This is a genomic window from Aquitalea magnusonii (assembly GCF_002217795.2).
In the GTDB taxonomy this organism is placed as follows: Bacteria; Pseudomonadota; Gammaproteobacteria; order Burkholderiales; family Chromobacteriaceae; genus Aquitalea; species Aquitalea magnusonii_B.
Genome location: NZ_AP018823.1, coordinates 3339917 through 3366401, shown reverse-complemented (window position 1 = coordinate 3366401; position 26485 = coordinate 3339917). Strand labels below are relative to the sequence as shown.

28 protein-coding genes are annotated in these 26485 nt (G+C 61.6%); 15 read left to right on the top strand and 13 right to left on the bottom strand.

Annotation, left to right across the window (positions count from 1 at the left end):
- Positions 1 to 85 precede the first annotated feature (85 nt).
- The 3 genes from DLM_RS16020 to fabI all read right to left on the bottom strand — a co-directional run bounded on the left by DLM_RS16020 (position 86) and on the right by fabI (position 3012).
- Positions 86 to 1243, bottom strand: a complete 1158-nt coding sequence (locus tag DLM_RS16020; protein ID WP_089085507.1) for an acetate/propionate family kinase — start codon at positions 1241 to 1243, stop codon at positions 86 to 88.
- Positions 1240 to 2169, bottom strand: a complete 930-nt coding sequence (locus tag DLM_RS16015; protein ID WP_089085508.1) for a phosphate acetyltransferase — start codon at positions 2167 to 2169, stop codon at positions 1240 to 1242. The genes DLM_RS16020 and DLM_RS16015 overlap by 4 nt, the downstream gene beginning before the upstream one ends.
- 66 nt (positions 2170 to 2235) lie before the next feature.
- Positions 2236 to 3012, bottom strand: a complete 777-nt coding sequence (gene fabI / locus DLM_RS16010) for an enoyl-ACP reductase FabI (protein WP_089085509.1) — start codon at positions 3010 to 3012, stop codon at positions 2236 to 2238.
- A gap of 274 nt (positions 3013 to 3286) precedes the next feature.
- Here fabI and DLM_RS16005 point away from each other — a divergent pair, with 274 nt between their 5' ends.
- The 6 genes from DLM_RS16005 to DLM_RS15980 all read left to right on the top strand — a co-directional run bounded on the left by DLM_RS16005 (position 3287) and on the right by DLM_RS15980 (position 9562).
- Complete coding sequence (locus tag DLM_RS16005) at positions 3287 to 3526, top strand: FmdB family zinc ribbon protein (protein WP_089085510.1); 240 nt, start codon at positions 3287 to 3289, stop codon at positions 3524 to 3526.
- Positions 3527 to 3532: 6 nt separating this feature from the next.
- Positions 3533 to 4186, top strand: coding sequence for a DUF502 domain-containing protein (locus DLM_RS16000; protein ID WP_089085511.1), 654 nt, complete (start codon positions 3533 to 3535; stop codon positions 4184 to 4186).
- Between the two features lie 77 nt (positions 4187 to 4263).
- On the top strand, positions 4264 to 6066 hold the full coding sequence (gene aspS / locus DLM_RS15995; RefSeq protein WP_089085512.1) for an aspartate--tRNA ligase: 1803 nt from the start codon (positions 4264 to 4266) through the stop codon (positions 6064 to 6066).
- Between the two features lie 294 nt (positions 6067 to 6360).
- On the top strand, positions 6361 to 6975 hold the full coding sequence (locus DLM_RS15990) for a peroxiredoxin (protein ID WP_045847234.1): 615 nt from the start codon (positions 6361 to 6363) through the stop codon (positions 6973 to 6975).
- A gap of 119 nt (positions 6976 to 7094) precedes the next feature.
- Entirely contained in the window at positions 7095 to 8309 is a 1215-nt protein-coding gene (locus DLM_RS15985) for a GGDEF domain-containing protein (RefSeq protein WP_145985871.1), read from the top strand.
- On the top strand, positions 8306 to 9562 hold the full coding sequence (locus DLM_RS15980; protein ID WP_089085514.1) for a GGDEF domain-containing protein: 1257 nt from the start codon (positions 8306 to 8308) through the stop codon (positions 9560 to 9562). The genes DLM_RS15985 and DLM_RS15980 overlap by 4 nt, the downstream gene beginning before the upstream one ends.
- Before the next feature lie 4 nt (positions 9563 to 9566).
- Here DLM_RS15980 and DLM_RS15975 read toward each other — a convergent pair whose 3' ends face one another.
- Positions 9567 to 10166 (bottom strand): arylesterase, encoded by a 600-nt coding sequence (locus DLM_RS15975; RefSeq protein WP_089085515.1) that lies wholly within the window; start codon positions 10164 to 10166, stop codon positions 9567 to 9569.
- Between DLM_RS15975 and DLM_RS15970 the strand changes: the two genes are divergently transcribed.
- From DLM_RS15970 to DLM_RS15960, 3 genes are all read left to right on the top strand, one after another.
- On the top strand, positions 10167 to 10859 hold the full coding sequence (locus DLM_RS15970) for an ABC transporter ATP-binding protein (protein WP_089085516.1): 693 nt from the start codon (positions 10167 to 10169) through the stop codon (positions 10857 to 10859). It abuts the gene before it with no gap.
- On the top strand, positions 10856 to 13342 hold the full coding sequence (locus tag DLM_RS15965) for an ABC transporter permease (protein WP_089085517.1): 2487 nt from the start codon (positions 10856 to 10858) through the stop codon (positions 13340 to 13342). The genes DLM_RS15970 and DLM_RS15965 overlap by 4 nt, the downstream gene beginning before the upstream one ends.
- Before the next feature lie 66 nt (positions 13343 to 13408).
- The gene (locus tag DLM_RS15960) at positions 13409 to 13933 is read left to right on the top strand and encodes a DUF2946 family protein (RefSeq protein ID WP_089085518.1); all 525 of its coding nucleotides are present in this window, start codon (positions 13409 to 13411) and stop codon (positions 13931 to 13933) included.
- Between the two features lie 19 nt (positions 13934 to 13952).
- Here the strand turns inward: DLM_RS15960 and DLM_RS15955 are convergent, their stop codons facing one another.
- The 4 genes from DLM_RS15955 to DLM_RS15940 form a co-directional block, all read right to left on the bottom strand.
- Positions 13953 to 15233 carry a CynX/NimT family MFS transporter gene (locus DLM_RS15955; protein ID WP_089085519.1) on the bottom strand — a complete coding sequence of 427 codons (1281 nt, stop codon included), beginning with the start codon at positions 15231 to 15233 and terminating at the stop codon, positions 13953 to 13955.
- Positions 15230 to 15964 carry a FadR/GntR family transcriptional regulator gene (locus DLM_RS15950; RefSeq protein ID WP_089085520.1) on the bottom strand — a complete coding sequence of 245 codons (735 nt, stop codon included), beginning with the start codon at positions 15962 to 15964 and terminating at the stop codon, positions 15230 to 15232. Before DLM_RS15950 ends, DLM_RS15955 begins: the two co-directional genes overlap by 4 nt.
- A 136-nt stretch (positions 15965 to 16100) precedes the next feature.
- Positions 16101 to 16370, bottom strand: coding sequence for a hypothetical protein (locus tag DLM_RS15945; RefSeq protein WP_045847241.1), 270 nt, complete (start codon positions 16368 to 16370; stop codon positions 16101 to 16103).
- Positions 16371 to 16524: 154 nt separating this feature from the next.
- A complete protein-coding gene (locus DLM_RS15940; protein WP_119313262.1) occupies positions 16525 to 17169 on the bottom strand; it encodes a DUF3313 domain-containing protein in 645 nt (214 codons plus the stop codon).
- 300 nt (positions 17170 to 17469) lie between these two features.
- On the opposite strand from DLM_RS15940, the gene mltG reads away from it, so the two are divergent.
- The 6 genes from mltG to DLM_RS15910 all read left to right on the top strand — a co-directional run bounded on the left by mltG (position 17470) and on the right by DLM_RS15910 (position 22159).
- Positions 17470 to 18459 carry an endolytic transglycosylase MltG gene (gene mltG / locus DLM_RS15935; protein WP_197715429.1) on the top strand — a complete coding sequence of 330 codons (990 nt, stop codon included), beginning with the start codon at positions 17470 to 17472 and terminating at the stop codon, positions 18457 to 18459.
- On the top strand, positions 18452 to 19081 hold the full coding sequence (gene tmk / locus DLM_RS15930) for a dTMP kinase (RefSeq protein WP_089085522.1): 630 nt from the start codon (positions 18452 to 18454) through the stop codon (positions 19079 to 19081). Before mltG ends, tmk begins: the two co-directional genes overlap by 8 nt.
- Positions 19081 to 20082 (top strand): DNA polymerase III subunit delta', encoded by a 1002-nt coding sequence (locus tag DLM_RS15925; RefSeq protein WP_089085523.1) that lies wholly within the window; start codon positions 19081 to 19083, stop codon positions 20080 to 20082. The genes tmk and DLM_RS15925 overlap by 1 nt, the downstream gene beginning before the upstream one ends.
- Before the next feature lie 67 nt (positions 20083 to 20149).
- Entirely contained in the window at positions 20150 to 20515 is a 366-nt protein-coding gene (locus DLM_RS15920; protein ID WP_089085524.1) for a PilZ domain-containing protein, read from the top strand.
- A gap of 50 nt (positions 20516 to 20565) precedes the next feature.
- Positions 20566 to 21357, top strand: a complete 792-nt coding sequence (locus tag DLM_RS15915; RefSeq protein WP_089085525.1) for a TatD family hydrolase — start codon at positions 20566 to 20568, stop codon at positions 21355 to 21357.
- A 4-nt stretch (positions 21358 to 21361) separates the two neighbouring features.
- A complete protein-coding gene (locus DLM_RS15910; protein ID WP_197715428.1) occupies positions 21362 to 22159 on the top strand; it encodes an MBL fold metallo-hydrolase in 798 nt (265 codons plus the stop codon).
- On the opposite strand, the gene DLM_RS15905 is transcribed toward DLM_RS15910, so the two are convergent.
- From DLM_RS15905 to DLM_RS15885, 5 genes are all read right to left on the bottom strand, one after another.
- Positions 22156 to 22872: a YdcF family protein gene (locus tag DLM_RS15905; protein WP_089085526.1), complete on the bottom strand. Its 717-nt coding sequence runs from the start codon at positions 22870 to 22872 to the stop codon at positions 22156 to 22158. The genes DLM_RS15910 and DLM_RS15905 overlap by 4 nt on opposite strands.
- 12 nt (positions 22873 to 22884) lie before the next feature.
- Entirely contained in the window at positions 22885 to 23358 is a 474-nt protein-coding gene (locus DLM_RS15900) for a CreA family protein (protein ID WP_089085527.1), read from the bottom strand.
- A 35-nt stretch (positions 23359 to 23393) separates the two neighbouring features.
- Positions 23394 to 23708 carry a chorismate mutase gene (locus DLM_RS15895; protein WP_089085528.1) on the bottom strand — a complete coding sequence of 105 codons (315 nt, stop codon included), beginning with the start codon at positions 23706 to 23708 and terminating at the stop codon, positions 23394 to 23396.
- Positions 23709 to 23775: 67 nt separating this feature from the next.
- Positions 23776 to 24798: a tryptophan--tRNA ligase gene (trpS, locus tag DLM_RS15890; protein WP_089085529.1), complete on the bottom strand. Its 1023-nt coding sequence runs from the start codon at positions 24796 to 24798 to the stop codon at positions 23776 to 23778.
- Between the two features lie 580 nt (positions 24799 to 25378).
- Positions 25379 to 26200 (bottom strand): pyruvate, water dikinase regulatory protein, encoded by an 822-nt coding sequence (locus DLM_RS15885; RefSeq protein ID WP_089085530.1) that lies wholly within the window; start codon positions 26198 to 26200, stop codon positions 25379 to 25381.
- Between the last annotated feature and the right edge of the window lie 285 nt (positions 26201 to 26485).

Genomic DNA, 26485 nt, shown 5'->3' with positions numbered 1-26485 from the left:
CCGCCGTTGCGGGGCTTTTTGTTTGTCTGCAGCCTGACGTGGCAAGGGGCGATGTGGTGAATTTGCCACGCCGCCGCGTGGCCTTCTAGCCTAGCAGCGTGAACGCCTGCCTGGCCATTTCGCCTTCTTCGTCGGTGTCCAGCACATAAGCGTGGCGCTGGCTGTCTGCCGTGGTCAGTTGCCGGGCATGCGCCAGGTTGGCCGCATGGTCGACAGCAAAGCCCAGCCAGCCCAGTTGGCTCAGTACCCGGCCACGCACTTCGGCCGAATGTTCGCCAATGCCGGCGGTAAAGATGATGGCGTCCACGCCCTTCATGGCACCGGCCAGCGAGGCAATCTCGCGCACGATGCGGTAGCAGAACAGCTCCACCGCCTCGCGCGCGGCGGGCAGGGGGCTTGCCAGCAGCTCGCGCATATCGGCGGACACCCCGCCTGACACACCCAGCAGGCCCGAGTTCTTGTACAGCTCACGCCGCACCTCGCCTACGCCCATGCCTTCATGTTCCATCCAGTACAGCACCACTTCCGGGTCCAGATAGCCGGGGCGGGTGCCCATCATCAGCCCGTCCACCGCAGAAAAGCCCATGCTGGAGGCCACGCTTTGTCCTTGCTGGATGGCGCAGGCGCTGCTGCCACTGCCCAGATGGCACACCACCACCTTGGCTTGTGCCAGCTCCAGCCCGGCCAGCCGGCGGCTGATGGAGGCATAGGATAGGCCGTGAAAGCCGTAACGGCGCACACCTTCCTCATGCCAGTGGCGGGCAATGCCAAAGCGGGTGGCCACTTCCGGCTGGCTGGCATGGAAGGCGGTGTCAAAGCAGGCGAGCTGCGGCAGGCTGGCATCCACCGTCTGGAAGGCTTGGATCACCTGCAGGCTGACCGGCTGGTGCAGCGGCGCCAGTGGAATGTATGCCTCCAGGGCCTGGCAGATGCTGTCATCCAGTCGGGTAACGGCATGAAAGCGGCTACCGCCATGCACCACGCGGTGTACTACGGCGGTGACGGCAATGCCGTGATCGGCCAGGGTGTTGATCATGGCCGCCACGGCAGCTTCACGGCTGTCATCGCCCAGTTCGCGCTCTTCCAGTTGCTGATGCAGGGTATCGTGCAGGCTGAGGCTGGTGTGCTTCTGGCCGAAATGGTCGATCAGGCCGCGCATCAGCAGCGCATCGCCCGCCATGGCATAGGCGCGGAACTTCAGGGTGGAGGAGCCGGCATTGACGGCAATCAGGGCCTTGATCACTGGCTGGCTCCACGACGGCGGTGGGCCAGGACATTGGCGACGGCAGCGGAGGCCAGGCGGCCGGTGGCGTCCTCGGCGCGGCTGGTCAGCACAATGGGCACGCGGGCGCCCATCACGATGCCGGCAGAGGCGGCCGCGGCCAGATAGGTCAGTTGCTTGGCCAGCATATTGCCGGACTCCAGGTCCGGCACCAGCAGGATGTCCGGGTCGCCCGCCACCGCGGACACAATGCCCTTGGTATCGGCAGCTTCGTGCGAGATGGCATTGTCAAAGGCCAGTGGGCCATCCAGCAGTGCGCCCTTGATCTGACCGCGATCAGCCATCTTGCACAGCGCGGCGGCATCCAGCGTGGCGCGCATGGCCGGATTGATGGTTTCCACTGCCGCCAGAATGGCCACCTTGGGGCAGGCAATGCCCAGCGCGTGGGTGAGGTCGATGGCGTTCTGGCAGATATCGCGCTTGGTCATCAGGTCGGGCTCGATGCTGATGGCGGCATCGGTGATGAACAGATAACGCGGATAGCTTTCCACCTTCATGATGAATACATGACTGATGCGGCGGTCGGTGCGGATGCCGGTATTGCGCGCCAACACCTCACTCATGAATTCGTCGGTATGCAGGCTGCCCTTCATCAGGATGTCGGCGTAGCCGTCGCGCACCAGCTTGACCGCCTGTTCTGCCGAGGCGTGACTGTGCGGGGTGTCGATCAGCTCGAAGCGGCTGATGTCCACGTCCAGTTCTTCGGCCAGCTTGCCCAGCTTGCTGCGCGGCCCGATCAGGATAGGGGTGGCAATGCCGTGCTCGGCAGCCTCCACCGCGCCCAGCAGTGCTTCGCGGCTGCAGGGATGGGCAACGGCCATGGGAAGCGGCCCCTGGGCAGTGGCTTGTTGCAGGATGTCGTCAAATGCTTTGTCGTCGCGGGTCATGGATGGTCTCCGGTCGCGTGCTGGATGGGGGAGGGCAGGCCAGCGCTGGCGCTGGCCGCCGTGCTATCAGGCCATGATGTGATGGCCACCATCCACATAGATGGTCTGGCCGGTGAGGCTGCGGGCGGCATTGGAAATCAGGAAGGCGCAGGTCATGCCCACATCTTCGATATCCACCAGCTTGTTTTGCGGCGCACGGGCGATGGCGTCGTCGATCAACTGGTCGAAATGGGCGATGCCGGAGGCAGCGCGGGTCTTGAGCGGACCGGGCGACACGGCATGCACGCGGATGCCCTTGGGACCGAGTTCGCTGGCCATATAGCGCGACACGCTTTCCAGCGCCGCCTTTACTGGACCCATCATGTTGTAGTTTTCCACTACCTTGTCGGCACCATAGTAGCTCATGGTGATCAGCGAACCGCCATCCTTCATCAGCGGCTCGGCGTGGCGGGCCATTTCCACAAAGGAGTAGCACGATACATGCATGGCTTGCTGGAAGCCGTCACGCGAGCAATCGACGACGCGGCCATGCAGGTCTTCCATCGGGCAGAAAGCGATGGAGTGGATGACAAAGTCCAGTTTGCCCCAGTGTTGTTCGATATCGGAGAACACCTGCTGCATCTGGCCCGGTTGCTCCACGTCCAGCGGCATCACCAGTGGTGCTTCCAGTTTTTCGGCCAGCGGGCGGACATATTTCTCTGCCTTGTTGTTCAGGTAGGTGACGGCCACTTCGGCCCCCAGTTCACGCAGCACGCTGGCGCAGCCGTAGGCGATGCTGTTTTCATTGGCGATGCCGACGATCAGGCCTTTTTTTCCGTTGATGATGTTACGAATGCTGTCCATGGAATCCTCTTGGGTCTACCCGGTAGAAAGTGGTTTGATGCATCGTGACAGCGCGATATTGCCAGTGCGTGAAAAACAGCATTTTTGTATTGCGGCGTCAGTCGGATATAATGATAAGTTTGCGGGCGGGCTACTTGCATTTGGCCTGTCCCGACCGCATTTTGCATCATAGGTCAGCGTGACACATTTATTGTGCACTGCAGTAAAAGCGTATTGTGCACTGTAGCAAAAATACGCCATTTATGCCATTTACATAGTGGTTGGAGCAAGGAATATGCCGATCTACGAATACCGCTGCACCGCCTGTGGCGCAGCCAAGGAACATTTGCAGAAAATGAGCGATGACCCGATCGCCCAATGTCCGGCTTGTGGCAGCCATGACTACCACAAGCAGCTGTCTGCTGCCGGTTTCCAGCTGAAGGGTTCTGGCTGGTACGAAACCGACTTCAAGAACGGCAGTTCCGGCGGCGGCCACAGCTGCGGTAACGGCTCTTGCGGCGGCGGGTGCGCTTAAACCCCCATGACACAAATCAAGATGACCGTACGGGGCTATCTGGTGGCCGGCCTGCTGATCTGGCTGCCGCTGGGTATCACCCTGTGGGTGTTGAGCCTCATCATCGGCTCACTGGATCAGACGCTCAGGCTGCTGCCGCACGAGTGGCAGCCTGAGCAACTGTTCGGTTTCAGCATCCCGGGCCTGGGCGTGGTGTTTGCCTTCCTGATGCTGCTGGGTACCGGCATGCTGGCGGCCAATGTGCTGGGGCAAAGACTGGTGGATTTCTGGCATGGCCTGATGTCGCGCACACCCTTTGTCAAATCCATCTACAGCAGCGTCAAGCAGGTGAGCGATACGCTGTTGTCGGATTCCGGCCAGGCTTTCAAAAAAGCCCTGCTGGTGCGCTGGCCGCATCAGGATAGTTGGACTGTGGCCTTCCAGACCGGTTCGCCGGCACCGCAGGTGGTGGCGCAAATGGGTGATGAAGAGCATGTCAGCGTGTATGTGCCCACCACACCAAACCCGACCTCCGGCTACTTCATCATGGTGCCCAAGCGCGACACGCGCGAATTGGCCATGAGCGTGGACGATGCCCTCAAATACGTGATTTCCATGGGCGTGGTTGTTCCCGCACCGGCAGCAGATACCCTGTGCGGCGACAAGAATCAACAGGCTTAGGCCGTCTGCCGGCCCCGCCTGGCAGACGCCCGTTTATTCAGATTTAAAGATACAGAATCCAATACAAGGGTTATCCGATGCGTACCGATTACTGCGGACTTATTGACAAGAAATACCTCGGCCAGACCGTCACCGTGAAAGGCTGGGCGCACCGTCGCCGCGACCACGGTGGCGTGATCTTCATCGACCTGCGCGACCGTGAAGGTCTGGTGCAGGTGGTGATTGACCCGGACACCCCGGAAGCCTTCCGTCTTGCGGACTCCTCTCGCAACGAGTACGTGCTGGCCATCACCGGCATCGTGCGCGAGCGTCCGGCCGGCACTGCCAACAGCAAGATGATTTCCGGCGAAATCGAAATCCTGGCCAAGGAAATCGAAATCCTCAACAGCGCCGCCACCCCGCCCTTCCAGATCGACGACGAGAACATCTCGGAAAACGTGCGCCTGCTCAACCGCGTGATCGACCTGCGTCGCGCCCCGATGCAAAAAAACCTGCGCCTGCGCTATCGCGTGGCCATGGGCGTGCGTAACCATCTGGACAAGCAGGGCTTCATCGACATCGAAACCCCGATGCTGACCCGCTCCACGCCGGAAGGTGCGCGTGACTACCTGGTGCCGTCCCGCGTGCATCCGGGCGAATTCTTTGCCCTGCCGCAATCGCCGCAGTTGTTCAAGCAACTGTTGATGGTGGCCGGCTTTGACCGCTACTACCAGATCACCAAGTGCTTCCGTGACGAAGACCTGCGTGCCGACCGTCAGCCCGAATTTACCCAGATCGATATCGAAACCTCGTTCCTGAACGAGGACGAGATCATGGACATTACCGAAAACATGGCGCAGGAAATCTTCCGCGACGTGATGAATGTCGAGCTGGGCAAGTTCCCGCGCATGACTTACAACGACGCCATGTTCTACTACGGCTCGGACAAGCCGGACCTGCGCGTGTCGCTCAAGTTCACCGAGCTGACCGACCTGATGAAGACCGAGGAATTCAAGGTATTCCGTGGCGCGGCTGATCTGCCGAACGGCCGTGTGGTGGCCCTGCGTGTACCGGGCGGTGCCGCCATTTCCCGCAAGGAAATCGACGAATACACCCAGTTTGTCGGCATCTATGGTGCCAAGGGTCTGGCCTACATCAAGGTCAACGACAAGAGCAAGATCACCAACGACGAAACCAGCGGCCTGCAGTCGCCCATCGTCAAGTTCCTGTCCGTGGCCGCGCTGGAAGAAATCATGGCGCGCACCGGTGCTGACAACGGCGACATCATCTTCTTTGGTGCCGACAAGGCCAAGATAGTGAACGAAGCCATTGGCGCGCTGCGTATCAAGATTGGTCACGAGCGTGGCGAGAAGGACGGTTACTTCGTGCGCGAATGGCGTCCGCTGTGGGTGGTGGACTTCCCGATGTTCGAACACGACGAAGAAGCCGACCGCTGGACTGCCTGCCACCATCCGTTCACCAGCCCGAAACCGGGCCACGAAGACCTGATGGACACCGATCCGGGTGCTTGCCTGGCACGTGCCTACGATATGGTGCTGAACGGCTGGGAAATCGGTGGCGGTTCGGTGCGTATCCACCGTGCCGACGTACAGGAAAAGGTATTCGCTGCGCTGAAGATCACTCCGGAAGAGCAGCAGAACAAGTTTGGCTTCCTGCTGGACAACCTGAAGTTTGGCGCGCCGCCGCATGGTGGCCTGGCCTTTGGTCTGGACCGTCTGGTTACGCTGATGGCTGGTGCCGAGTCCATCCGCGACGTGATTGCCTTCCCCAAGACCCAGCGCGCCCAGTGTCTGCTGACCAATGCGCCGAACGCGGTGGACGACAAGCAGTTGCGCGAACTCAACCTGCGTCTGCGTCAGAAGGCCGAACCGGCTGCCTGAGCCTGATGCTTGTTGTCGGCAAAAAACGGACACTGCGGTGTCCGTTTTTTTATGGTGCATCGCTGCCGATCGGGCCCTGCTTGCAAAGCGAGGCTTGAAACCATTGGCTGCCGCCCGCATCTACCATAGGTGGCAGATTCAAGTCTGGCTCATTGTGAAACTTTATCGACATGATATGGATTTACAATTTGCAGCCGTTCCCGCGGCTGTTTTATAAAGCCCCCGCATTCCGCAGCGTTTTCGTATTGCCCGATATCGCAAACGCTGTTACATCAAAAACGCAAGGAGATCCGCATGGCCGTACTCGTTGGTAAGCAAGCACCGTTCTTCGCTGGTGAAAAAACCTTCTCCGCCGTTCTGGGCGATGGTCAGATTGTTGACAACTACTCCTTCCAGGAAGCTACCGCCGGCAAATACGCCGTGGTGTTTTTCTACCCGCTGGACTTCACCTTTGTCTGCCCGTCCGAGCTGATTGCTTTCGATCACCGCCTGGCTGAATTCAAGGCCCGCAATGTGGAAGTGATCGGCGTGTCCATCGACAGCCAGTTCACCCACGCCGCATGGCGCAACACCCCGGTGGAAAAGGGTGGCATCGGCGAAGTTGGCTACACCCTGGTGGCCGACATCCAGCACGATCTGTGCAAGGCCTTTGATGTGGAAGCCGACGGTGGCGTGGCCTTCCGTGGTTCCTTCCTGATCGACAAGGCCGGTGTGGTACAGCATCAGGTGGTGAACAACCTGCCGCTGGGCCGCAATGTGGACGAAATGATCCGCATGGTTGATGCGCTGCAATTCACCGAAGAACACGGTGAAGTGTGCCCGGCTGGCTGGAACAAGGGCAAGAAGGGCATGAAGCCCAGCGCCGAAGGCGTGGCTTCCTACCTGGCTGAAAACGCCGCCCAGCTGTAAGCTGCCTCGCAGATCAGCATGGCCGATCCGCTCTGTTGTCTGAACCCCGCCATTGAGCGGGGTTTTTCATGTGATCTGCTATATCTTATTAACAGATCGCACAGACAGCGGAGGCCAATTTGAGCACGTCTCCATCCGGAGAGGATGCTGCAGTCCAGTTGCACATCATCAAGCGCTTTCGCGCTGCACTGCCTTATTCCATGGTGGGCGGGGCTTTGCTGGCACTCGCCATGTCCTGGCATGCGCCCCTGCGTAATATCTTGCTCTGGTGGGGTGTGCTGATCTGCTGGCAGTGTCTCTATCTCCAATGCATCAGGCATTGCTTGAACGCTGCCACTGGCGCTGGGCTGGCACCTCGTCAGTTTCACGGTTTTGTCCTGATGACCACCCTGGCTGGCATCTGGTGGGGCAGTACCGTCTGGTGGCTGGTGCCGGATGGAGATCCGCTCTACCTGATCGTGGTCATGCTGTGGCTGGCAGCAGTGGCTGCGTCTTATGCTGCTTATCTGACAGGTATCCGTTCCTTGCCCTTGCTGGTGCTCGGCCTGATGTTGCTGACCGTGCTACCGCGCTTGTGGATAGCTGATTCCCCGGTGCTGCACCTGGCTGGTTTGTCCGTGCTGTTGTTTACCGTCGTACTGATCTCCATGACCTGGCCCTTGCATCGTTATTTGCGTGAGAACTACGCGGCGCGCGAAGAGAATAACCGTTTGTTGCAAGACATGACGGCCCAGCAGGAAACGCTGGACCAGTACAACCAGCAGCTGGAACAGCGTGGTCGTGAACTGGATATCGCGCTGGCACGCGTGGAAACCCTGGTGGCGCATGACCCGCTGACCGGTGTGTTGAGCCGGCGCGCCATCATGATTCAGGCGGAGCACCGCTTGGTGGAGGCGGCAGCGGGCAAAGCCTTCTGTTTGGCCATGCTGGACCTGGATCATTTCAAATCCATCAATGACGGTTACGGGCATCTGGTGGGGGATGAAGTCTTGCGCCAGGTTTGTCGCCTGGTTGGCGCGCAAATGCGCTGTAACGACAGCCTGGGCCGCTATGGCGGTGAGGAATTCATGCTGCTGCTGGAGGGGATGAACCTTGAAGCCGCCATGTTGCGGCTGGAAAATATCCGGGAGGACATCGCCCGGCATGATTGGTCCGGCTTGTTGGGTGCGCGCGGGGTAACGGTGTCGATGGGGCTGATGCTCTGGCAGCCTGGGATGGATTTGCCGCAACTGATCAAGCGGGCAGATGATTTGTTGTATGCCGCCAAGCGGGCCGGGCGCAACCAGGTGCTGACCGAAGCACTGGCCCGGCAACTGGTCAGGGGGCTCGTATGAAGCGGCTGGCGTATCTGCAGCAGGAAAGCCCGCACTGGCGTGAAGAGACCGACCTCACCCGATATTTTGTCGATGCGGCCTACCAGTCCATCGGCCCCGCCATGTGCAGCACACCCGTGCTGGCCTGGATCGCCTACGAACACGCCTCGCTATGGCGCATGCTGTGCTGGATGGCGCTGTTCTGGCTGGTGGAATGGCGGCTGATGCTGGTAATACGCAAGTTTCGCCGTCACGATACCCATCCGCTGGCGGTGTACCAGTACTACCCGGCCATCCGGGATTGCCTGCTGGCCAGCAGCCTGTTGTGGGGCAGTTGCATTTGGTTCATGGCGCCAACCCAGCCGGACCGGCCTTACGAAATGCTGCTACTGCTGTGGGTATCCGGCATTTTTGCCTTGCTGTGCATCATGATGGCCGCCTGCCGGGATATTCATGTGCTGTTTTTTGCCGCGTTCTGGGCCTTCCCGGTGTTTTCCTTGCTCAATGACGGGCAGCGCCTGGAGCTGGTGGCCTTGCTGGGAGTGCTGTTGTACCTGCTGTCGCAATGGCGTTTTGTGCGTGGTTTCCGCCAGACCCTGTTCGAGACGGTGCAGCTCAAACATGCCAATCAAAGCATGATGGAAAAGCTGGTTGAGATGCATGTGCAGGCCAGCATGAAGCGCGAAAGCCTGGAGCAGAATCGTCTGGCACTGCAAAACGCACTGGCCGAGGGCGAGCGCTTGCTGGAGTGCGATGCACTGACCGGCTGTTTCAATCAGCGGGCATTGCGTCGCCAACTGGACCTGTATGCGGCCGCGAGTCAGGAAAACGGCCAGGGCTGGTCATTGTCCATTCTGGATCTGGACCACTTCAAGCAGGTCAATGACACCTTTGGTCATCAGGCGGGCGATGCCGTGCTGGAGCAGTTGGTCCACAAAGTGTGCGAATTATTGCCGGGCGAGATGCAACTGTACCGTTACGGGGGAGAGGAGTTTGTCGTGCTGGCACCGCAGCAGCCGGCGGCAGCACTGGCCGCGGTGCTGGATGCCATTCGTCAGCAATTGGCCAGTTCACGCTGGGAAGCGTTGCCGGCCTCCTGGCAGCAAACCATTTCTGCCGGTGTCGTGGCCTGTCAGCCGGGCGATCCGGTCAACCACAGCCTGCAGCAGGCTGACATGGCGCTGTATGCTGCCAAGCATCGCGGCCGCAATCGCATCTGCATGGCCAGCGAGCTGGCCACCCCTGTGCTGCAGGGTTTCTCCCACTCTTCCTGACGCTTTATTTCAAAGGCAGCTTGGCCTTCACCGTGCGCATCATGGTAGCTTGTACGCTGGCCACCGGGTGCAGCCCGTCCGGCTGGAACTTGCTGATGTCGGTGGCAAAGCCCACCAGCAGCAGCGGCACGTAGGATAGCTGGTTGCGTTTGGCGAGGCGGTCATACACGGCGCGGAACTCGGCGGTGTATTGCGGGCCATAGTTGCTGGGCAAGGCCATGCCCACCAGCACCACCCGCGCCGAGGCCTGGCGTGACAGCGTGATCATCTGCTGCAGATTGCGCTCCATGCCTGCCAGCGGCAGGCCGCGCAGGCCGTCATTGGCACCCAGTTCCAATACCACGATGTCGGGCTTGTGTCGGCGCAGCGCATCCGGCAGCCGTGCCAGACCGCCATCGCTGGTTTCGCCGGAGATGCTGGCATTGATAATCCGGTGCTTTGGCTCCAGATCCTGTTGTAGCAGGCTGACCCAGCCCTGACCGGGTGCCAGGCCGTAGCCGGCAGACAGGCTGTCGCCCATCACCAGAATGGTGGCGGCGCTGGCCGGCAAGGCCAGCCAGCCGGCAAACAGGATGCAAACCAGCTTTACCATTGCAGAAGACATATGACTCCAATCGATAACAAGGCAGTGCTGTCGGCGCGGGATTTGGCCAAACAGGTGGTTTTTAACGGGGCGCCGCTGGACATCCTGCATACGGCCAGCCTGAACGTGCAGCCGGGCGAGAGCGTGGCCATTGTCGGTGCTTCCGGTTCTGGCAAGTCGACGCTGCTGTCCTTGCTGGCCGGCCTGGACCAGCCCACCCGCGGCGAGGTGGCGCTGTTCGGCCAGTCGCTGGCCGGCCTGAATGAAGATGGCCGCGCCTTGCTGCGCAGGGACAAGGTGGGGTTCGTGTTCCAGAATTTCCAGTTGATGCCGCAATTGACGGCACTGGAAAACGTCATGCTGCCGCTGGAACTGGCGGGACGCAAGGATGCCCGCGATACCGCCAGCCAGATGCTGGGCCATGTGGGGCTGGCTCACCGGCTGCGCCACTACCCCAGGCATCTGTCCGGTGGCGAGCAGCAAAGGGTAGCGCTGGCGCGCGCTTTTGCCATTCATCCGGGCATCCTGTTTGCCGACGAGCCCACCGGCAATCTGGATGCCGCAACAGGTCGCCAGATCATCGACCTGCTGTTCCAGCTTAATAGTGAACAACATACTTCGCTGGTGCTGGTGACTCACGACAATGAATTGGCCAGTCGCTGCGATGCCATTTACCGGCTGGTGGATGGCCGTCTGAACGGGGCGCGCGCATGAGCTGGTGGAGCCGACTGTTGCTTGCTGCCCGCTTTGTCTGGCGCGAGATCGTATCCGGTGAGCTGAGCATCCTGGCACTGGCACTGCTGGTGGCGGTAACGGCGCTGACCAGCGTCAGCTTCTTCTCAGACCGGGTGGCGCGGGCTCTCACCACCCAGGCCACCCAGTTGCTGGCAGCCGACCTGGTCCTTAACGCCAACCAGCCGGCACCGGCCCTCATCCGCCAGGAGGCGCAGCGGCGCGGCCTGCGGCTGGCTGACAACATCAGCTTTCCCTCCATGGTGTTTGCCCAGGGGCAAGCCACTCTGGCCACTTACAAGGCCGTCAGCAACAACTATCCGCTACGGGGTGAAATAACGGTGCGTGATGCCGGCGGGCAGGTGCAGACCGGTAGTCTGCATCCCTCCGCTGGCACGGTCTGGGCTGATTCTAGGCTGCTGCGCAAGCTGGGATTGAAACTGGGTGACAGCATCAATGTCGGCAGTGCGGCATTGCGCCTGAGTGGTGAAATCCTGCGCGAGCCGGACGGTGCGATGGATTTGTACAATTTTGTGCCGCGCTTGATGTTCAACAGCGCCGACTTGCCGGCCACCGGGCTGATCCAGGAAGGCAGCCGCGCCCGCTGGCGTCTGATGCTGGCCGGGGATGACCGTCAGATCAGCGATTTTCGCCAATGGCTGGCTCAGCGCCTGCCGCCAGGCAGCCGACTGGAAAACGTGGAGGAGGCCCGCCCGGAAATCCGCACGGCACTGGAGCGTGCCCGCCGCTTTCTCGGTCTGACTGCCATGCTGACCGTGGCACTGTCTGCAGCCGCGGTGACGCTGGCGGTGCGGCGCTACCTGGCACGTCACTGGCAGCCGGTGGCGGTTCTGCGCTGCATGGGATTGACCTCATCCGAAGTGCTTGGCCTGTTTGTCAGCCTGTTTTTGCTGCTGGGCCTGCTCACCGGCGTGCTGGGCGCGGTGGCCGGGTATGCGGTGCAACTGGGGCTGATGCAGTTGAGCAGCCGTTTTGTCGGTGAGGTATTGCCCGATCCGGGCTGGCAAAGCTGGTTGCTGGGGCCGGCCGCCGCGCTGCTCTTGCTCAGCGGCCTGGCATTGCCGCCGTTGCTGGCGGTACGCAATGTGTCGCCGCTGGCGGTGTTGCGTAATGATGTGCCGCTGCTGCGCAGCAATCTGGCCGCCCCCGCGCTGGCCGTGCTGGTGTTGCTGCTGCTGGCGGCGTGGCAGATGGATGATCTGGTGCTGGCCGCCTGGTTGCTGGGTGGCATGGCCGCCTTCTTTGCCAGTGTGGCGCTGCTGGCCTGGGGCATGTTGTGGCTGTTGCGGCGCTTGCCGGCTGGCCGGCAGATTGGCTGGCGTTATGGCGTGGCCAATCTGGCGCGCCGGCCATGGCTGGCCATTGTGCAGATTGTGGCGCTGGCGGTGGGCATCATGGCGCTGCTCACCCTGACCGTGGTGCGCGATGACCTGATCTCGGCCTGGCAGCAGAGCATTCCTGCCGATGCGCCCAACAAGTTTGTCATCAACATCCAGCAAAACCAGCGCCAAGCCTTGCAGCAACGCTTTGCCGATGCCGGTTTGCCGGTACCGCAATTGGCACCGATGATCCGTGGCCGGCTGGTGGCCATCAACGAGCGGCCGGTGCGACCTTCCGCGCTGCAGGACGAACAGGCCCGGCGATTGGCCGAGCGCGAATTCAATCTGTCCTGGCGCGACAGCCTGCCCGAGGGAAATCGCCTGGTGGCGGGGCAGTGGTGGCAGGCCAAGGCAAGGCCGCAGTTTTCCGTCGAGCAGGGACTGGCCAAAACCCTGGGTATCAGCCTGGGCGATACGCTGGCGTTTGATATCGGCGGCACTACATACCGCGCCAAGGTAAGCAGCCTGCGTGCGGTGGCCTGGGATAGCTTCCGGGTGAACTTCTTCGTACTGGCACCGCCGTCGCTGTTGCAGCAACAGCCAGCCAGCTGGATCAGCAGTTTCCGGCTGGAACCGGCGCAGGAGGCGTTTGCCAACCAACTGGTTGCGGCCTTCCCCAATATCACCATCATCGACGTCAGCGCTATTCTGGACGAGGTGCATGCCATGGTGGACAAGCTCACCCGTGGCATAGAAGCCATGTTCGTGCTGGCGCTGGTGGCCGGAGTGCTGGTGTTGTGGGCGGCCTTGGCTGCCACGCGCGACGAGCGCCTGTTCGATATCGCCCTGATGCGTGCGCTGGGTGCCTCGGATGCGCAGGTAAGGGCGGTGGTGCTGGCCGAACTGGCCTGGCTGGGGGCCTTTACCGGTCTGCTGGCAGCGCTGGGTGCCATGGGCGTGGGCGGTATTGCCGCCAGCAAGCTGTTCAATCTGCCGTGGCTGATGAATGGCTGGCTGCTGCCACTGGGCATGGGCTGCGGCATGCTGGTGGTGACGCTGGCGGGCTGGCCGCTGGTGGGGCGGGTGACGCGCACATCGCCGTTGACGGTGCTGCGGGCGGCCTGACGCCCGGCAGGACAAAACAGTAATGGATAAGGAGGCGGGGAGACCCGTCGGCAAGGAGTGCAGGAAATGGATTCCCAGGTGTTGGCGGCAATGGCCAGATGGCCCAATGTACCGGCGGTATTCGGCTGGCTGCGGCTGGATGCCCGCGGCCAGTGGTGGATACGCGAAGAACGCCTGAGTCATGAAGGCATGGTGGCCTTCTTCAACCGCAATTACAGTCGCGATGCCCAGGGCCGTTATTATGTGCAGAACGGCCCACAGAAGGTGTTTGTCAGCCTGGACGCCGCACCGTTGGTGGCGCGTTTTGCCGAGGGGCGCTGGCAAACCCTGCCCTGCGACGACGATGTGCAGGCGCGGGCAGCCTTCATGACGGAGCAGGGGCAGTTGTTCATCGAGATTGCCGGTGAGCTGGCGGTGGTGGACGACCGTGATCTGGCCGATATTGCCGCGGCAGGGCTGCCCGGCTGGGATGGCGACCTGGCCCGGCTGCCGGATACGCTGCAACTGCCAGGTCACCCCCTGCCACTTGGCCGACACACGCTGGCCGAACTGTGGCAACGCTATGGCGTGGTGGCACACCCGCACGCCTGACTTACCAGCCGGACCGCCATCAGTCCAGCCGTTCGGCCCTGGCACGCACCAGCAGTTTGCGACCTGCCAGCCATCCCGCGCACAAGGCGATGGCGACAATGGCACCAAACAGCCAGCCCACTGGTGCCCAGCGCCCGGCAATATCATGAATGATGCCGGCGGCCAGCGGGCCGCATGCCGCCACGGTATAGCCCACGCCTTGCGCCATGCCGGACAGATGGGCGGCGACATGGGCATCCGGTGCGCGCAGCACCAGCAGGCCCAGCGCCATGCTGAATGCACCGCCCTGACCGATGCCTAGCAGCACCGCCCACAGCCACAACTGCGTGGTGGGCGCGTACAGCATTCCCAGCAGGCCGCCCAGGGTCATGCCCATCACGCAGGCAATCGGCAAGCGCTGATCAGTACAGCGTTGCGCCAGCAGCGGTACGCCCAGTGAAGCAATCACCTGCGTCATGATGGACAGCGACATCATCAGCCCGGCCTGCAAGGGTGTCAGTCCCCGCTCGATCAGGATGGACGGCATCCAGCCGAACACGATGTAGGACAGCGAGGATTGCAAGCCCATATAGATGGTTACCTGCCATGCCAGTGGATCACGCCACAAGCCACGTACCCGCCAATGTCCCGCGTGTTGTTGCTGGTGTGTATGTAGCTGCGGCCACCACACGGCCAGTGCCAGCAGCGCCGGAATGGCCCAGAACGCCAGCGCCGGCTGCCAGCGCTGACCGAATAGCTGATCCAGCGGCACGGTGGCACCGGCAGCCAGCGCCGCTCCCAAGCACAAGGCCATGGTATACACCCCGGTCATCAGGCCGGCCTGGGTGGGGAAATCACGCTTGACGATGCCCGGCAGCAGCACGCCAATGATGCCGATGGCCGCGCCGGACAGCAGTGAGCCGATCACCAGGCCGTGCAGGCCCAACTGGCTGCGCAAGGCAATGCCGCAGGCCAGCAGCAATAACACGCCGGCGATGCTGCGCTCACTGCCATAGCGCCGCGCCAACTGTGGTGCCAGCGCACCGAACAGGCCCAGGCCCAGTACCGGCAAGGTGGTAAGCAGGCCCGCCGTGGTGGCGGAGATACCGAGTTCGGTTTTTACCTGGCCCAGTACCGGAGCCAGGCTGGACAGGGCGGGGCGCAGATTGATGCCGATCAGCACCATGCCCAGCGCCAGCAGCCAGCGCGGTCCTGTCGGGGGAGGAAGCTGTTGCACGCCTTCATCATCGATTTCGGCATCAATCAGCAATTCTGCCGCCAGTTGCTCGGCCAACTGTTGTGGGTTCTGGGGCGTGTTCATGCGGTGTTCCTGCCTGGCGGCTGCGGGTGCGATGTGAGAGGGGATGCGGGCAGCAGACTGTCCAGTGTTTGCATCAGCGGGCGGGTCACTGCGGCTGCGGCAGTACCGGCTGCATCGGCATCTCCATTGCGGATGGCCATCACGATGGCCTGGTGTGAGGCCAGGTCGGGATCGGGCAGCGCTTCATCGTTTATGGAGCGCTGGATGCTGTCCTGCACGATGCGGGAAAAATAGCGGTACAGCTCCGCCAGGGCCGCATTACCGCAGGCATCGGCAATGGCCAGATGGAAATCCAGGTCGCGGGCAATGAAGTCTTCTGCCTGTGCATACTGGCTTTGTTCGCCACGCAAGGTCAGTGCGTCTTCTATGCGTGCCAGTCCCTGCGGATCGGCCCGCAAGGCGGCCAGCCGGGCGGTACTTTCTTCCAGTACGGCACGCACCTCCAGTTGCTCACGTAGGCTGGCCCGGCTGATGGCGCGCAGGGCATCGGCTGGGCTGGTCATGGTTTTTACATAGGTGCCATCCCCCTGGCGTACTTCCAGCAGGCCGGCATACAGCAGTACCCGGATAGCCTCGCGCACGGTGTTGCGGCTGATGCCCAGCAGGGTGGCAAGCTCCGGTTCGGTGGGGATGCGGCTGCCTACCGGCCATGTGCCGGCGGCCAGCCGCTGGCCGATGTCTTCCAGCGCAAGGTCAACCAGCGAGCGCCTTTCCTGATGCAAAGCAGTCATATTTCATCCGATTCATCCAATCATCCGATGAATTTTGCCGGATGGCAGCTATGGTGGCAAGCTGGGGGAGTCATGAGTGGGGAGTGGGGAGTGGGGAGTGGGGAGTGGGGCGGGCCGTGACGGCCCGCCGGCATGCTTACTTGGCTGCGGAAGCGGCGTCTTTCACGCACTTCTTCACAAAGCTGTTCTTGGCGGCACCGGCCAGTTTCTTGTCGGCCGCCTTGCCTTCGCACATGGCTTGCGGTGCGGCAGCCTTGCTGTCCTTTTCACATTTCTTCAGGAAGCTGGCCTTGGCGGCGCCAGCCAGTTTCTTTTCGGCGGCCTTGGCATCACAGCTGGCGTCTGCAGCCAGAGCGACATTGGCAGTGGCCAGGGTCAACAGTGCCATCATCACGAATTTGCGCATTGCAGGTTCCTTTTACGTTGGGCGGGAGACATTCCCGGCGGTCCGGCCGGTCTTAAGCTAACCGCCGGCCACAAGCAAACTACCATAAAACACATGACAAAAATTATCCATTACGGATTGTTACAGCGCTTGTCAGTATCTGTTCTTGATTCGCTCAATCGGCGGGAGACAGCGCACGCGCCAACTGGTGCGCGTTCTTGGCCGTCCAGTCGTTGATCATCTTCTTGAGCAGTGCGGCGGTGATGGCTTGGTCCTTGCTCTTGCTATCGGGGTTTTCAATCAGGTTGACGCCGCCAGCCAGCAAGGTGTGATCCTGTGCGTCTTCCAGTTGGCCCATGGTAGACACTTTCAGCAGATAGGGATCGGTGCCGGTGGCAAACCGCGCCAGATTGAAGGCCGCCTTGATCGGCAGGATGTCGCTGACAGACAGGCCGGGCTTGTCCTGCTGGAAGCCGGTTATCGCCAGGCGCAGGCGGGCCACACCCGGCCCCGGCTCGGTGACAACCTTGATTCTCTCCTGGCGCAGCGCGGTTTCCATGCGCATGCGGTAGTAGCTGTCGATCTTGTTTTTCTCGGCGGCGACCAAGAGTTGCCAGTTGCCGTCGCTTTGGCGTTCCAGAAAGGAAAGCGGCTCCAGCATGACCGCGTGGTACTGCTTGAGGTCCAGCCCGGGTTTGAGGTAGATCATCTGGCCGGGTAGCTGGGGATTGGGCTGAAAGGCTTCCGGCGGCAGATTGAACAAGTGTGGCTGCTTGTCCTCGGCCATGGCGACATGGTTGAGCACGCCCATGGCGATCATGGCGCAGGCAAGGCGGAAAAAACGGTTTCATCGCGGGGCTCCGGTATGGATGTGCAATATGGGAGAAGGCCGGTTGCCTGAGGTTCCCGGCGTCGGCCACCAGGCACAATGCGCACTATAGCCTTCATGACGAAGTAATGCCTAGCCGGCTTGCGCTTGGCGGACGGCAGCACTGCGCACCGCGACCCGTCCCATGTGGCATGCCAGCGACGGCCCTTGCTGGTATCATCAGTCCCTTGCCCAATCACCCTGTCGTCGATATCTGCCGTGCCTGCCAAACCCAGACGAAAATCCCCTGCCTTGTGGCCACGCATCCTGTTGCTGGCCGTGCTCACCGCTGTCGCCTGGCTGAGCTGGGTGGTGGTCATTCCGGTCGACCTGCCGCAATCCCCTTACAAACTGACCATCGGCCCCAATCGCACGCTGGGCCAGGTGGCGCGCAGCCTGGCGGAAGAAGGGGTGATTCGTAACCGCAACATCATGATGCTGCTGGGGCGGGCACAGGGCATGGATCGCAAGATCAAGCCCGGTCTGTACCAGTTCAGTGAGTCGGTATCGATGTGGGACATCCTGCAGCGCCTGGCTGATGGCCATCCCGACGAGGCCAGTCTGACCTTGATTGAAGGCTGGAATTTCCGCCAGTTCCGCCAGGCCATCGACCGCAACCCCGATATCAAGCACGAAGCGCGCGATTTGAGCGATGCCCAGCTATTGCAGCAACTGGGGCTGGACGGCGTGCAGGCCGAGGGCCTGTTTTTCCCCAGCACCTATCTGTTTACCCCCGGCAGCAGTGATCTGGAACTGTATCGCCGCGCCTACAACACCATGCAGCAAAAGCTCGATGCCGCCTGGTCGGCACGCAAGGCTGATCTGCCCTATCACACGCCCTACGAATTGCTGATCATGGCCAGCCTGGTGGAAAAGGAAACCTCGCTGGATGCCGATCGCCCGCTGGTGGCTGCCGTCTTCGTCAACCGGTTGCGCAAGGGCATGCGCCTGCAAACCGACCCTTCGGTCATCTACGGCATGGGCAGCGCCTATCATGGCAATATCAGCAAGGCCGACTTGCGCCGCGACACGCCCTACAATACCTATACCCGCAACGGCCTGACGCCCACGCCCATTGCCATGCCCGGCAAGGCCGCGCTGGAAGCCGCGGCCAATCCGGCCAACTCCTCGGCCTTGTATTTTGTGGCCAAGGGCGATGGCAGTTCCTATTTCTCGGCCACGCTGGACGAGCATAATCAGGCGGTACGCAAATACATTCTGAAGAAAGGCACCAATGACTAGGCAGACTGGCTGCTTCATCACGCTGGAAGGCATAGACGGTGCCGGCAAAAGCACCCATCTGGGCTTTATCCGCGACTGGCTGAGTACACATGGCATTGCGGCCGAATTTACCCGCGAGCCCGGTGGAACCCCGCTGGGCGAGCAAATCCGCGCCTTGCTGCTGGCGGTGGATACCGAGGTATCGCTGGATGCCGAAACCCTGCTGATGTTCGCCTCGCGCCAGCAACTGGTGTCCAGTGTGATCCGCCCCGCACTGCAAGCCGGACGCTGGGTGGTGTCAGACCGCTTTAGCGATTCCACCTTTGCCTTTCAGGGCGGTGGCCGTGGCGTGCCGACCGAGCGCATTGCCGTGCTGGAAGACTGGGTGCAGCAAGGCCTGCAACCTGACCTCACCCTGCTGTTCGATGTGCCGCTGGATGTGGCCAGCCAGCGCATGGCCGGCAGCCGCCAGTTGGACCGCTTCGAGCAGGAAAAAGCCGATTTCCACCAGCGCGTGCGTAGCGCCTATTTGCAGCGCGCGGCACAAGATGCCCGCTTCCGGGTGCTTGATGCCACGCGCAGCATCGCGCAGCTGCAACAGGACATTGCCGGCCATCTGGCCGCCTTGCTGGAGCAACGCTGATGCTGTTTCCCTGGCAAGAGCATGACTGGCAGCGCCTGAACGCAGAACGGGCCCGCCTGCCCAATGCCTGGCTGTTCATCGGCCCGGCGGGTACCGGCAAGCTGGAGTTTGCCCTGCACCTGGCCCAGTCGCTGCTGTGCGAACAACTGCAAGCCGACCATCAGCCCTGCGGCCACTGCGAAGCCTGCCGCTGGTTCGAGCATGGCACCCATCCGGACTTCCGCCGCCTGTCACCGCAAACCGATGACGAAGAAGAAGGCAAGGAAGCCAAGCCTGGCCGCAAGCTGCCCCTGATCAAGATTGAAGCCGTGCGCGAGGTGATCGAATTTGCCCACCTCACCGCCCACCGCGCCGGACGGCGCATCATCGTGGTGGAACCGGCGGAAAACCTGAACCCGGCGGCAGCCAATGCCTTGCTGAAGATTCTGGAGGAGCCGCCGCAGGATGTGCTGTTCCTGCTGGTGGCGCAGGCTGCCCAGCGCCTGCTGCCCACCATTCGCAGCCGCTGCCGCCAGTTTCCCTTGTCCGCACCCAGCCAGGCGCAGGCGCTGGACTGGTTGCACCAGCAGGGTGTGGCCGATGCGGAAGCAGAGCTGGCCCACAATGGTGGCGCGCCGCTGTTTGACCACGACCCGGCGCTGGCCAAGCTGCGCAGCCAGTTTATTGACGGGCTGGGGCAACCCACCTTTGCCAGCATCCTCAGCCTGGCCGAGCTGGTGGACAAGCAAAAACTGCCCCTGGCCATCCCGCTGGGCTGGCTGATGAAATGGCTGCATGATCTGGCTGGTTTGAGTCTGGCGGGGATTGTCCGCTATCATCCAGACAAGCAGCAGGTGTTGCAGGCGCTGGTGCAGCGTTGCGATACCGTGGCCCTGATGCGCTGTCAGGATGCCTTGCAGCAGCTTGCTCCCTTCGGACAGCACACGCTCAATACGCGTTTGCAACTGGAAGCCCTGCTGATGGATTATCTGAAAATATTTGCCGGTGCTCGCCAGGGCTGACGCCTGATGCCGCCCCAGGCTGTGGCAGTGGCCGGCAAAATAACCAATCACAGCGGAATACGCGCAAATGGAAAATAATTCCCGCCCCGACCTGACGCGCCCCGGCGTACTGTCGCTGCACATCAAGGAACGCAGTGCGCTGTTTGCCGCCTACATGCCCTTCCTGAAAAATGGTGGCATCTTCATTCCCACCAACAAGGACATGAAGCTGGGCGAAGAGGTTTTCCTGCTGCTGACGCTGATGGATGAACCGCAGAAAATCGCGGTGCAGGCCAAGGTGGTGTGGATTACGCCGGCCGGAGCCAACAATAGCCGCGTGCAGGGTATTGGGGTGGAATTTGCCCACGGCGATGCCGGCAACCAGGCCAAGGCCAAAATCGAAACCCTGCTGGGCGGTGTGCTCAACTCCAGCCGTCCCACCCATACCATGTAAACCCTGTCCTCCGGCCGTTGTCGGAGGCACTGCCAGCCAGAACACACACCATGCTTGTCGATTCGCACTGCCATATCAATTTTCCCGATCTCTCCAGCCGTCTGCCCGAGGTGCTGGGCAATATGCAGCACAACGGTGTCGAGCTGGCGCTGGTGATCGGTGTGTCGCGGCCCAAATATCCCGAAGTGCTGGCGCTGGCGGAAAACCACGCCAATCTGTATGCCACCGTGGGGATTCATCCGGACGACCCCGAGGCCGAGGAATTCAGCGAGGAAGAACTGCTGGCCCATGCAGCACACCCGCGCGTGGTGGGCATTGGCGAAACCGGCCTGGACTACCACTGGTGCAAGGGCGATCTGGAATGGCAGCACCAGCGTTTCCGCACCCATATCCGCGCCGCCAAACGCGCCGGCCTGCCGCTGATCATCCATACCCGCGAATCCGCCGCCGACACCATCCGCATCCTGCGTGAAGAAGGGGCCGAGCAATGTGGCGGGGTGATGCACTGCTTCACCGAAAACTGGGAAGTGGCACAGGCCGCGCTGGAAATCGGCTTTTATATCTCCTTCTCCGGCATTGTGACCTTCAAGAACGCCGCGCAGATCAAGGAAGTGGCACAGAAAATGCCGCTGGAGCGCATGCTGGTGGAAACCGACTCGCCCTATCTGGCCCCGGTGCCTTACCGTGGCAAGCTGAACGAACCGGCTTATGTGCGGCATGTGGCCGAGCATATCGCCGAACTGCGTGGCATCCGTTTCGAAGAAGTTGCCGCCGCCACCAGCGACAACTTCTATCGCCTGTTCAGCAAGATCCAGCGCCCGCAAGCCGGGCAGGCGGCCTGATCCGATGACGGCCCCGCGTGTTGGCGAGATGGAAATCACCATCCTGGGTTGCGGTTCCAGCTCCGGCACGCCGGCCATTGGCTGCCAGTGTGCCACCTGCAGCTCCACCGACCCGCGCAATCACCGCACGCGCTGCTCGGGCTATATCCGCTGCGGCGAACGCGGCCTGCTGATCGACACCGGGCCGGACTTGCGCCAGCAGGCGCTGCGCGAGGGCATCCGTCAGGTGGATGCCGTGCTGTATACCCATCCGCATGCCGACCATCTGAACGGTATCGATGATTTGCGCGCCTTCTGCTACGTCAAGCAAGGCGCGGTGGTGCTGTACGGCAATGCCTTTACCATGGACAACATCACCAGCCGCTTTGGCTATGCACTGCAAGCCCCGTCAAAAGTGTGGGACAAGCCGGTGCTGCTGCCGGAAGTGGTGGATGGTCCATTCGAGCATGATGGCCTGACCATCACGCCCATTCCCTTGCAACACGGTAGCTGGCCCTGCCTGGGCTGGCGCATTGGCAATGCCGCCTGGCTGACCGACCTGTCCCATATCCCGGATGAGAGCCTGGCGCTGCTGCAAGGGCTGGATGTCTTGTTTCTGGATTGCCTGAACATGGACGGCTACCCCTCGCACCTGGGTTTCCATCAGTCGCTGGAGTGGGCAGCGCGTATCGGCGCCCGCCGCACGGTGTTGATCCACATGATTCACCGGCTGGAATACCATGCCTTGTCGGCACTGTGTCCACCGGGGGTGGAAGTCGGCTACGACGGGCTGAAGGTGGTGCTGCCGGCACCAACAGCCTAGCCGGCCCGAGAGCGGTTTGCCGTGCTGGCTCCGCTTGCTGTCGGCAGGTCATCCAGTGCGCTGCCACGTAACAGGTGGCGGTTGTAACCCAGCGCTATCAGTTGCTGCCAGGCATCCAGCACCTCGTCCGGAATGGGCAGCGCCTGCTGAAAACCCAGCCGCGGATAGCGCAGCAGGCGGTGTACATCGCCTACCATTTCCTCGATCAGGCCGAACACCCCCACCATATTGGACACGCCCCAGGGGAAGGCGAAGTCCGGCGCATCGACCGCGCAGTCGATATCCGGCCAGTGTATCGGCTGGGTCTGGGTGACGCGGCGGACGGAGTTGGGCTTGGTGACAAAGGTGACGCGCCGCGCATCCGGGCACATGGCGCGTGCCAAGGCCAGATTCTCGGCAAAGCTGCGTGCCTGTGGCTCCAGCAGTATTTGCTGTCGCTTGACGCCCAGCGCCTGCGCTCGCTCGGCAAACACCTCGGCCTCCGGCCTGTTCCACAAGTCGCGTGTCCAGTTGCCGGTATTGCCGCTGATCAGCATGTGCGGGGCAATGCCCTGCTGTAGCAAGGCGGCAGCATGATCCATCACCCGCAGGTCATAAGAACCGCACACCACCAGCACGTCGCAGGCTTGATGCCCGCGCCCGGCCGACAGAAAGTCCCACAGCCGGCCGGCCAATTGCAAGGTGAGGGTGGGGCGGTCCTGTGCGTGGTTCATCGGCACCGCCGCTTACTTCTGCGGAATGTTCTGGCCGCTCACCGGTACGGCGGTGACGGCATTGTCCGGGCTGCCGTCCACCAGCTTGTCGGAGTAGGTCAGATACACCAGAGTATTGCGTTTGGCATCGACCATGCGCACCACCCGCACATGCTTGAAGATGAAGGACGCACTCTCCTTGAACACTTCTTCCTGTTTTGGCAGCGCTTTGGCAAAGCTGATGGTGCCGATCTGGCGGCAGGCCACGGAAAAGCGCGACGGGTCCTTGGCCAGGCCCACTGCACCGCTGTAGCCGCCGGTCTGGGCACGCGATACATAACAGGCCACGCCGGCCACCGAGGGGTCGTCGAAGGCCTCCACCACCACCTTGTCGTTGGGGCTGAGCAGGCGGAAGGTGGTGGATATCTTGCCGATTTCTTCGGCATGGGCCAGGGGAAGCAGGCTGGACAGGCTGGCAGCCAGCAGCAGGGGGCGCAGCAGCGTCATGGTCGTTTCCTGAAGGATAAGTACAGGCTGACAGTCTAAGCCGTGGGCAGTGGTTTGCCCATGCTGGCGAATTCCTGCAGTTCACTGGCAATGAAATGACTGATCATGGTGCGGTACACCTCGGCAGTCAGCCTGGGGTCTGCTCCCAGTTCGCCCGCCAGCTTTTCCACCCGGCGCATCACCTGATCCACCCGTTTGCCACCTTCCACTTCCTCGCTGCTGTGCTTGAAGCGGGCTGCCTGTTTCACATACAGGCCGCGTTCGGCCAGCAGCGATACCAGCGCGCGGTCGATGCGGTCGATTTGCGTGCGCACTTCATCCAGATTCTGACATTGATAGACGAATTCCACGGGTGTTGCTCCTGTTGGCGGCCACCCGCAGCGGGGTGGCCGTGTTGCCATGGTGGATGGCGGCGGATCAGTAGTAATTCAGCCCCATGGCTGCCTTTACTTCACTGAGGGTGACAGCCGCCACCTGACGGGCGCGCGCCGTGCCTTCCTTCAGCATGGCCAGCACGGCAGCCGGGTCGCGGGCGTATTCCTCGCGGCGCTGGCGGATGGGGGCCAGCAGCTCCTGCAGGCATTCTTCCAGGTGCTGCTTGATCACGCTGTCGCCCAGCCCGCCCAGGCGGTAGTGGTCCTTCAGGCGTTTTACCAGTTCGATATTGGGATGGAAGGCATCCAGATAGCTGAACACCACATTGCCTTCCACCTGGCCCGGGTCGGACACGCGCAGATGGTTGGGGTCGGTGTACATCATCTTCACTGCCTGGCGGATTTCATCGGCGCTGGCGGACAGGGTGAGGGTGTTGCCCAGCGATTTGGACATCTTGGCCTTGCCGTCGATGCCGGGCAGGCGGGCGCCTACTTCCGGCACCATCGCCTTGGCTTCCACCAGTACCGGGTTTTCCACACTGGCATTGAAGCGACGCACGATTTCATTGGTCTGCTCAATCATCGGAATCTGGTCTTCACCCACCGGCACGCTGGTGGCCTTGAAGGCGGTGATGTCGGCGGCCTGGGCGGCAGGGTAGGTGAGGAAGCCGGCGGGGATGTCGCGCTCGTAGCCGCGTTGTTTTATTTCATCCTTGATGGTGGGGTTGCGTTCCAGCCGCGATACCGTCACCAGGTTGAGATAGTAAGACGCCAGCTCGGTCAGCTCCGGCACCAGGCTCTGGATGAAGATAGTGCTCTTGGCCGGGTCGATGCCGACAGCCAGATAATCCAGCGCCACTTGCAGTACGTTGTCACGCACTTTCAGGTAATTGCCCATATTGTCGGTCAGCGCCTGGGCGTCGGCCAGCAGCAGGAATTGCTGGCAGCGGTCCTGCAGCAGCACGCGGTTGCGCAAGGAACCAACGTAATGGCCAAGGTGCAGCGAGCCGGTGGTGCGGTCGCCGGTGAGAATGATGTCCTGGGAAGTGATGTCGCTCGGTTTCATGTCGTGTTCCTGTTGCTGATCAAGTAACGGAAACCATCGACAAGGCGGAACGTAGACAAAACAAAACCCGGATCCGCCTGGTCGGCAGCCTCCGGGTTGTATGCGTGCGCAGTCGCCGGTGCTACCTCAGAAGAGGCGCCACCACCAGTTGAAGGATGCGAATGCGATGCGGGAGTTCATGTTTTCTATCACACCACGGCGCAGCGGCAGGCGTCAAGCATCAAGCGCAATACGTGGTGTGTGGCCACAAGGCCGCTGCCGGTTTTTGATCTGCGGCTTGCAGGGCTGCTCACAAAACGGCGTAGTGTCTCTGGGGCCGAAGCAGCAGGGGTTTGGTGCAAATGACTGGAGCGGCTCACAACACAGCGTAGCGTCCCTGGGGCAAGGCGTGTTGACGCAGACAGTACACCGGGTACGGCAAGCAGGCGCAACGCAGCACCAGGGGTTTTGTGAGCCGCTCTTGTCTTGGAGCCGCTCACAAAACCTCGTAGAGCACCCGAGTCAAGGCGCGCCGACGCAGACAGTAAAGTGAGTACGGCAAGTCGGCGCAACGCAGAATCGGGGGTTTTGTTAGCGGGTCTTAGAAGCGACGGGTCAGCGTGGCCTTGTGCATGATGGTGGTGGCGATCTCCTCGATCGACTTGTGGGTGGTGCTGATGAAGGGCACACCGTGGAAGCGGAACATCGATTCCGCCTCGTTCACCTCGAAGTGGCAGTTGTCCAGGCTGGCGTATTTGGAGTCCGGCCGGCGCTCCTGACGGATGTGGTGCAGGCGGGCCGGGTCGATGGTGAGGCCGAACATCTTGTTGCGATAGGGCAGCAGCATCTTGGGCAGGGTGGGGCTGTCCAGGTCTTCCGGGGTGAGCGGATAGTTGGCGGCCTTGATGCCGTATTGCAGCGCCAGGTACAGGCAGGTCGGGGTTTTGCCGGAGCGCGATACCCCCACCAGAATCACATCGGCCTCGGCCAGGTCTTTCAGCTTCACACCGTCATCGTGATTGAGAGAAAAGTTTACCGCCTCGATACGATGGTCGTATTTTTCCTCGCTGCCCACACCATGCGCCTTGCCCAGCGTCAGCGAAGCCTTCTGGCCCAGTTCTGCCTCCAGTTCGCCAATGAAGGTGTCAAAGAAATCCATCACCAGCGCATTGTCGATGTGCAGCACTTCGCGCACTTCCGGGTTGACGATGCTGGTGAACACCAAGGGTTTGAGATCGTCCGCCTCGGCCACGGCACGGATGTGGTGGGCCACCACCTGGGCTTTTTCCACCGTATCGATGAAGGGGATGGCTTCGCGCTTGAAATCCAGGGTGTCAAACTGGGTCAGCAGGGTATTGCCCAGCGATTCGGCGGTGATGCCGGTGCGGTCGGAAATGAAAAAGGCGGAGCGGCGGTGTGGCATGGATGCACCTGTTTCGAAAACGGTAAGAAAAATGTTGGGACAGATTATACCCCCGGCGGCCCGTGCAACGGCAGCAGGCTGCGGTAGGCGGGGGATTTGCCACGAATTGGCCATGATCCGCCCCTGTTATGGCTTTTGTTGTAGTTGCCACACTACATCGGCGTCATAAATCTGCAAAGAAACGCCCCTGTATCGACCATTCCTGACCGCAGTTTGCATTGATATGGGGCAAACCCTTGTGTTGTGCGCCGCAAAATGGGCTACGCAAATGCCGTGGTATTCGGC

Bases quoted from the DNA above. Each gene is read 5' to 3' on its own strand.
- DLM_RS16015 (WP_089085508.1), bottom strand. From the start codon at position 2,169: ATGACCCGCGACGACAAAGCATTTGACGACATCCTGCAACAAGCCACT.
- fabI (WP_089085509.1), bottom strand. From the start codon at position 3,012: ATGGACAGCATTCGTAACATCATCAACGGAAAAAAAGGCCTGATCGTC.
- DLM_RS16005 (WP_089085510.1), top strand. From the start codon at position 3,287: ATGCCGATCTACGAATACCGCTGCACCGCCTGTGGCGCAGCCAAGGAA.
- DLM_RS16000 (WP_089085511.1), top strand. From the start codon at position 3,533: ATGACACAAATCAAGATGACCGTACGGGGCTATCTGGTGGCCGGCCTG.
- aspS (WP_089085512.1), top strand. From the start codon at position 4,264: ATGCGTACCGATTACTGCGGACTTATTGACAAGAAATACCTCGGCCAG.
- DLM_RS15990 (WP_045847234.1), top strand. From the start codon at position 6,361: ATGGCCGTACTCGTTGGTAAGCAAGCACCGTTCTTCGCTGGTGAAAAA.
- DLM_RS15980 (WP_089085514.1), top strand. From the start codon at position 8,306: ATGAAGCGGCTGGCGTATCTGCAGCAGGAAAGCCCGCACTGGCGTGAA.
- DLM_RS15975 (WP_089085515.1), bottom strand. From the start codon at position 10,166: ATGTCTTCTGCAATGGTAAAGCTGGTTTGCATCCTGTTTGCCGGCTGG.
- DLM_RS15970 (WP_089085516.1), top strand. From the start codon at position 10,167: ATGACTCCAATCGATAACAAGGCAGTGCTGTCGGCGCGGGATTTGGCC.
- DLM_RS15965 (WP_089085517.1), top strand. From the start codon at position 10,856: ATGAGCTGGTGGAGCCGACTGTTGCTTGCTGCCCGCTTTGTCTGGCGC.
- DLM_RS15960 (WP_089085518.1), top strand. From the start codon at position 13,409: ATGGATTCCCAGGTGTTGGCGGCAATGGCCAGATGGCCCAATGTACCG.
- DLM_RS15955 (WP_089085519.1), bottom strand. From the start codon at position 15,233: ATGAACACGCCCCAGAACCCACAACAGTTGGCCGAGCAACTGGCGGCA.
- DLM_RS15950 (WP_089085520.1), bottom strand. From the start codon at position 15,964: ATGACTGCTTTGCATCAGGAAAGGCGCTCGCTGGTTGACCTTGCGCTG.
- DLM_RS15945 (WP_045847241.1), bottom strand. From the start codon at position 16,370: ATGCGCAAATTCGTGATGATGGCACTGTTGACCCTGGCCACTGCCAAT.
- DLM_RS15940 (WP_119313262.1), bottom strand. From the start codon at position 17,169: ATGATCGCCATGGGCGTGCTCAACCATGTCGCCATGGCCGAGGACAAG.
- tmk (WP_089085522.1), top strand. From the start codon at position 18,452: ATGACTAGGCAGACTGGCTGCTTCATCACGCTGGAAGGCATAGACGGT.
- DLM_RS15925 (WP_089085523.1), top strand. From the start codon at position 19,081: ATGCTGTTTCCCTGGCAAGAGCATGACTGGCAGCGCCTGAACGCAGAA.
- DLM_RS15920 (WP_089085524.1), top strand. From the start codon at position 20,150: ATGGAAAATAATTCCCGCCCCGACCTGACGCGCCCCGGCGTACTGTCG.
- DLM_RS15915 (WP_089085525.1), top strand. From the start codon at position 20,566: ATGCTTGTCGATTCGCACTGCCATATCAATTTTCCCGATCTCTCCAGC.
- DLM_RS15910 (WP_197715428.1), top strand. From the start codon at position 21,362: ATGACGGCCCCGCGTGTTGGCGAGATGGAAATCACCATCCTGGGTTGC.
- DLM_RS15905 (WP_089085526.1), bottom strand. From the start codon at position 22,872: ATGAACCACGCACAGGACCGCCCCACCCTCACCTTGCAATTGGCCGGC.
- DLM_RS15900 (WP_089085527.1), bottom strand. From the start codon at position 23,358: ATGACGCTGCTGCGCCCCCTGCTGCTGGCTGCCAGCCTGTCCAGCCTG.
- trpS (WP_089085529.1), bottom strand. From the start codon at position 24,798: ATGAAACCGAGCGACATCACTTCCCAGGACATCATTCTCACCGGCGAC.
- DLM_RS15885 (WP_089085530.1), bottom strand. From the start codon at position 26,200: ATGCCACACCGCCGCTCCGCCTTTTTCATTTCCGACCGCACCGGCATC.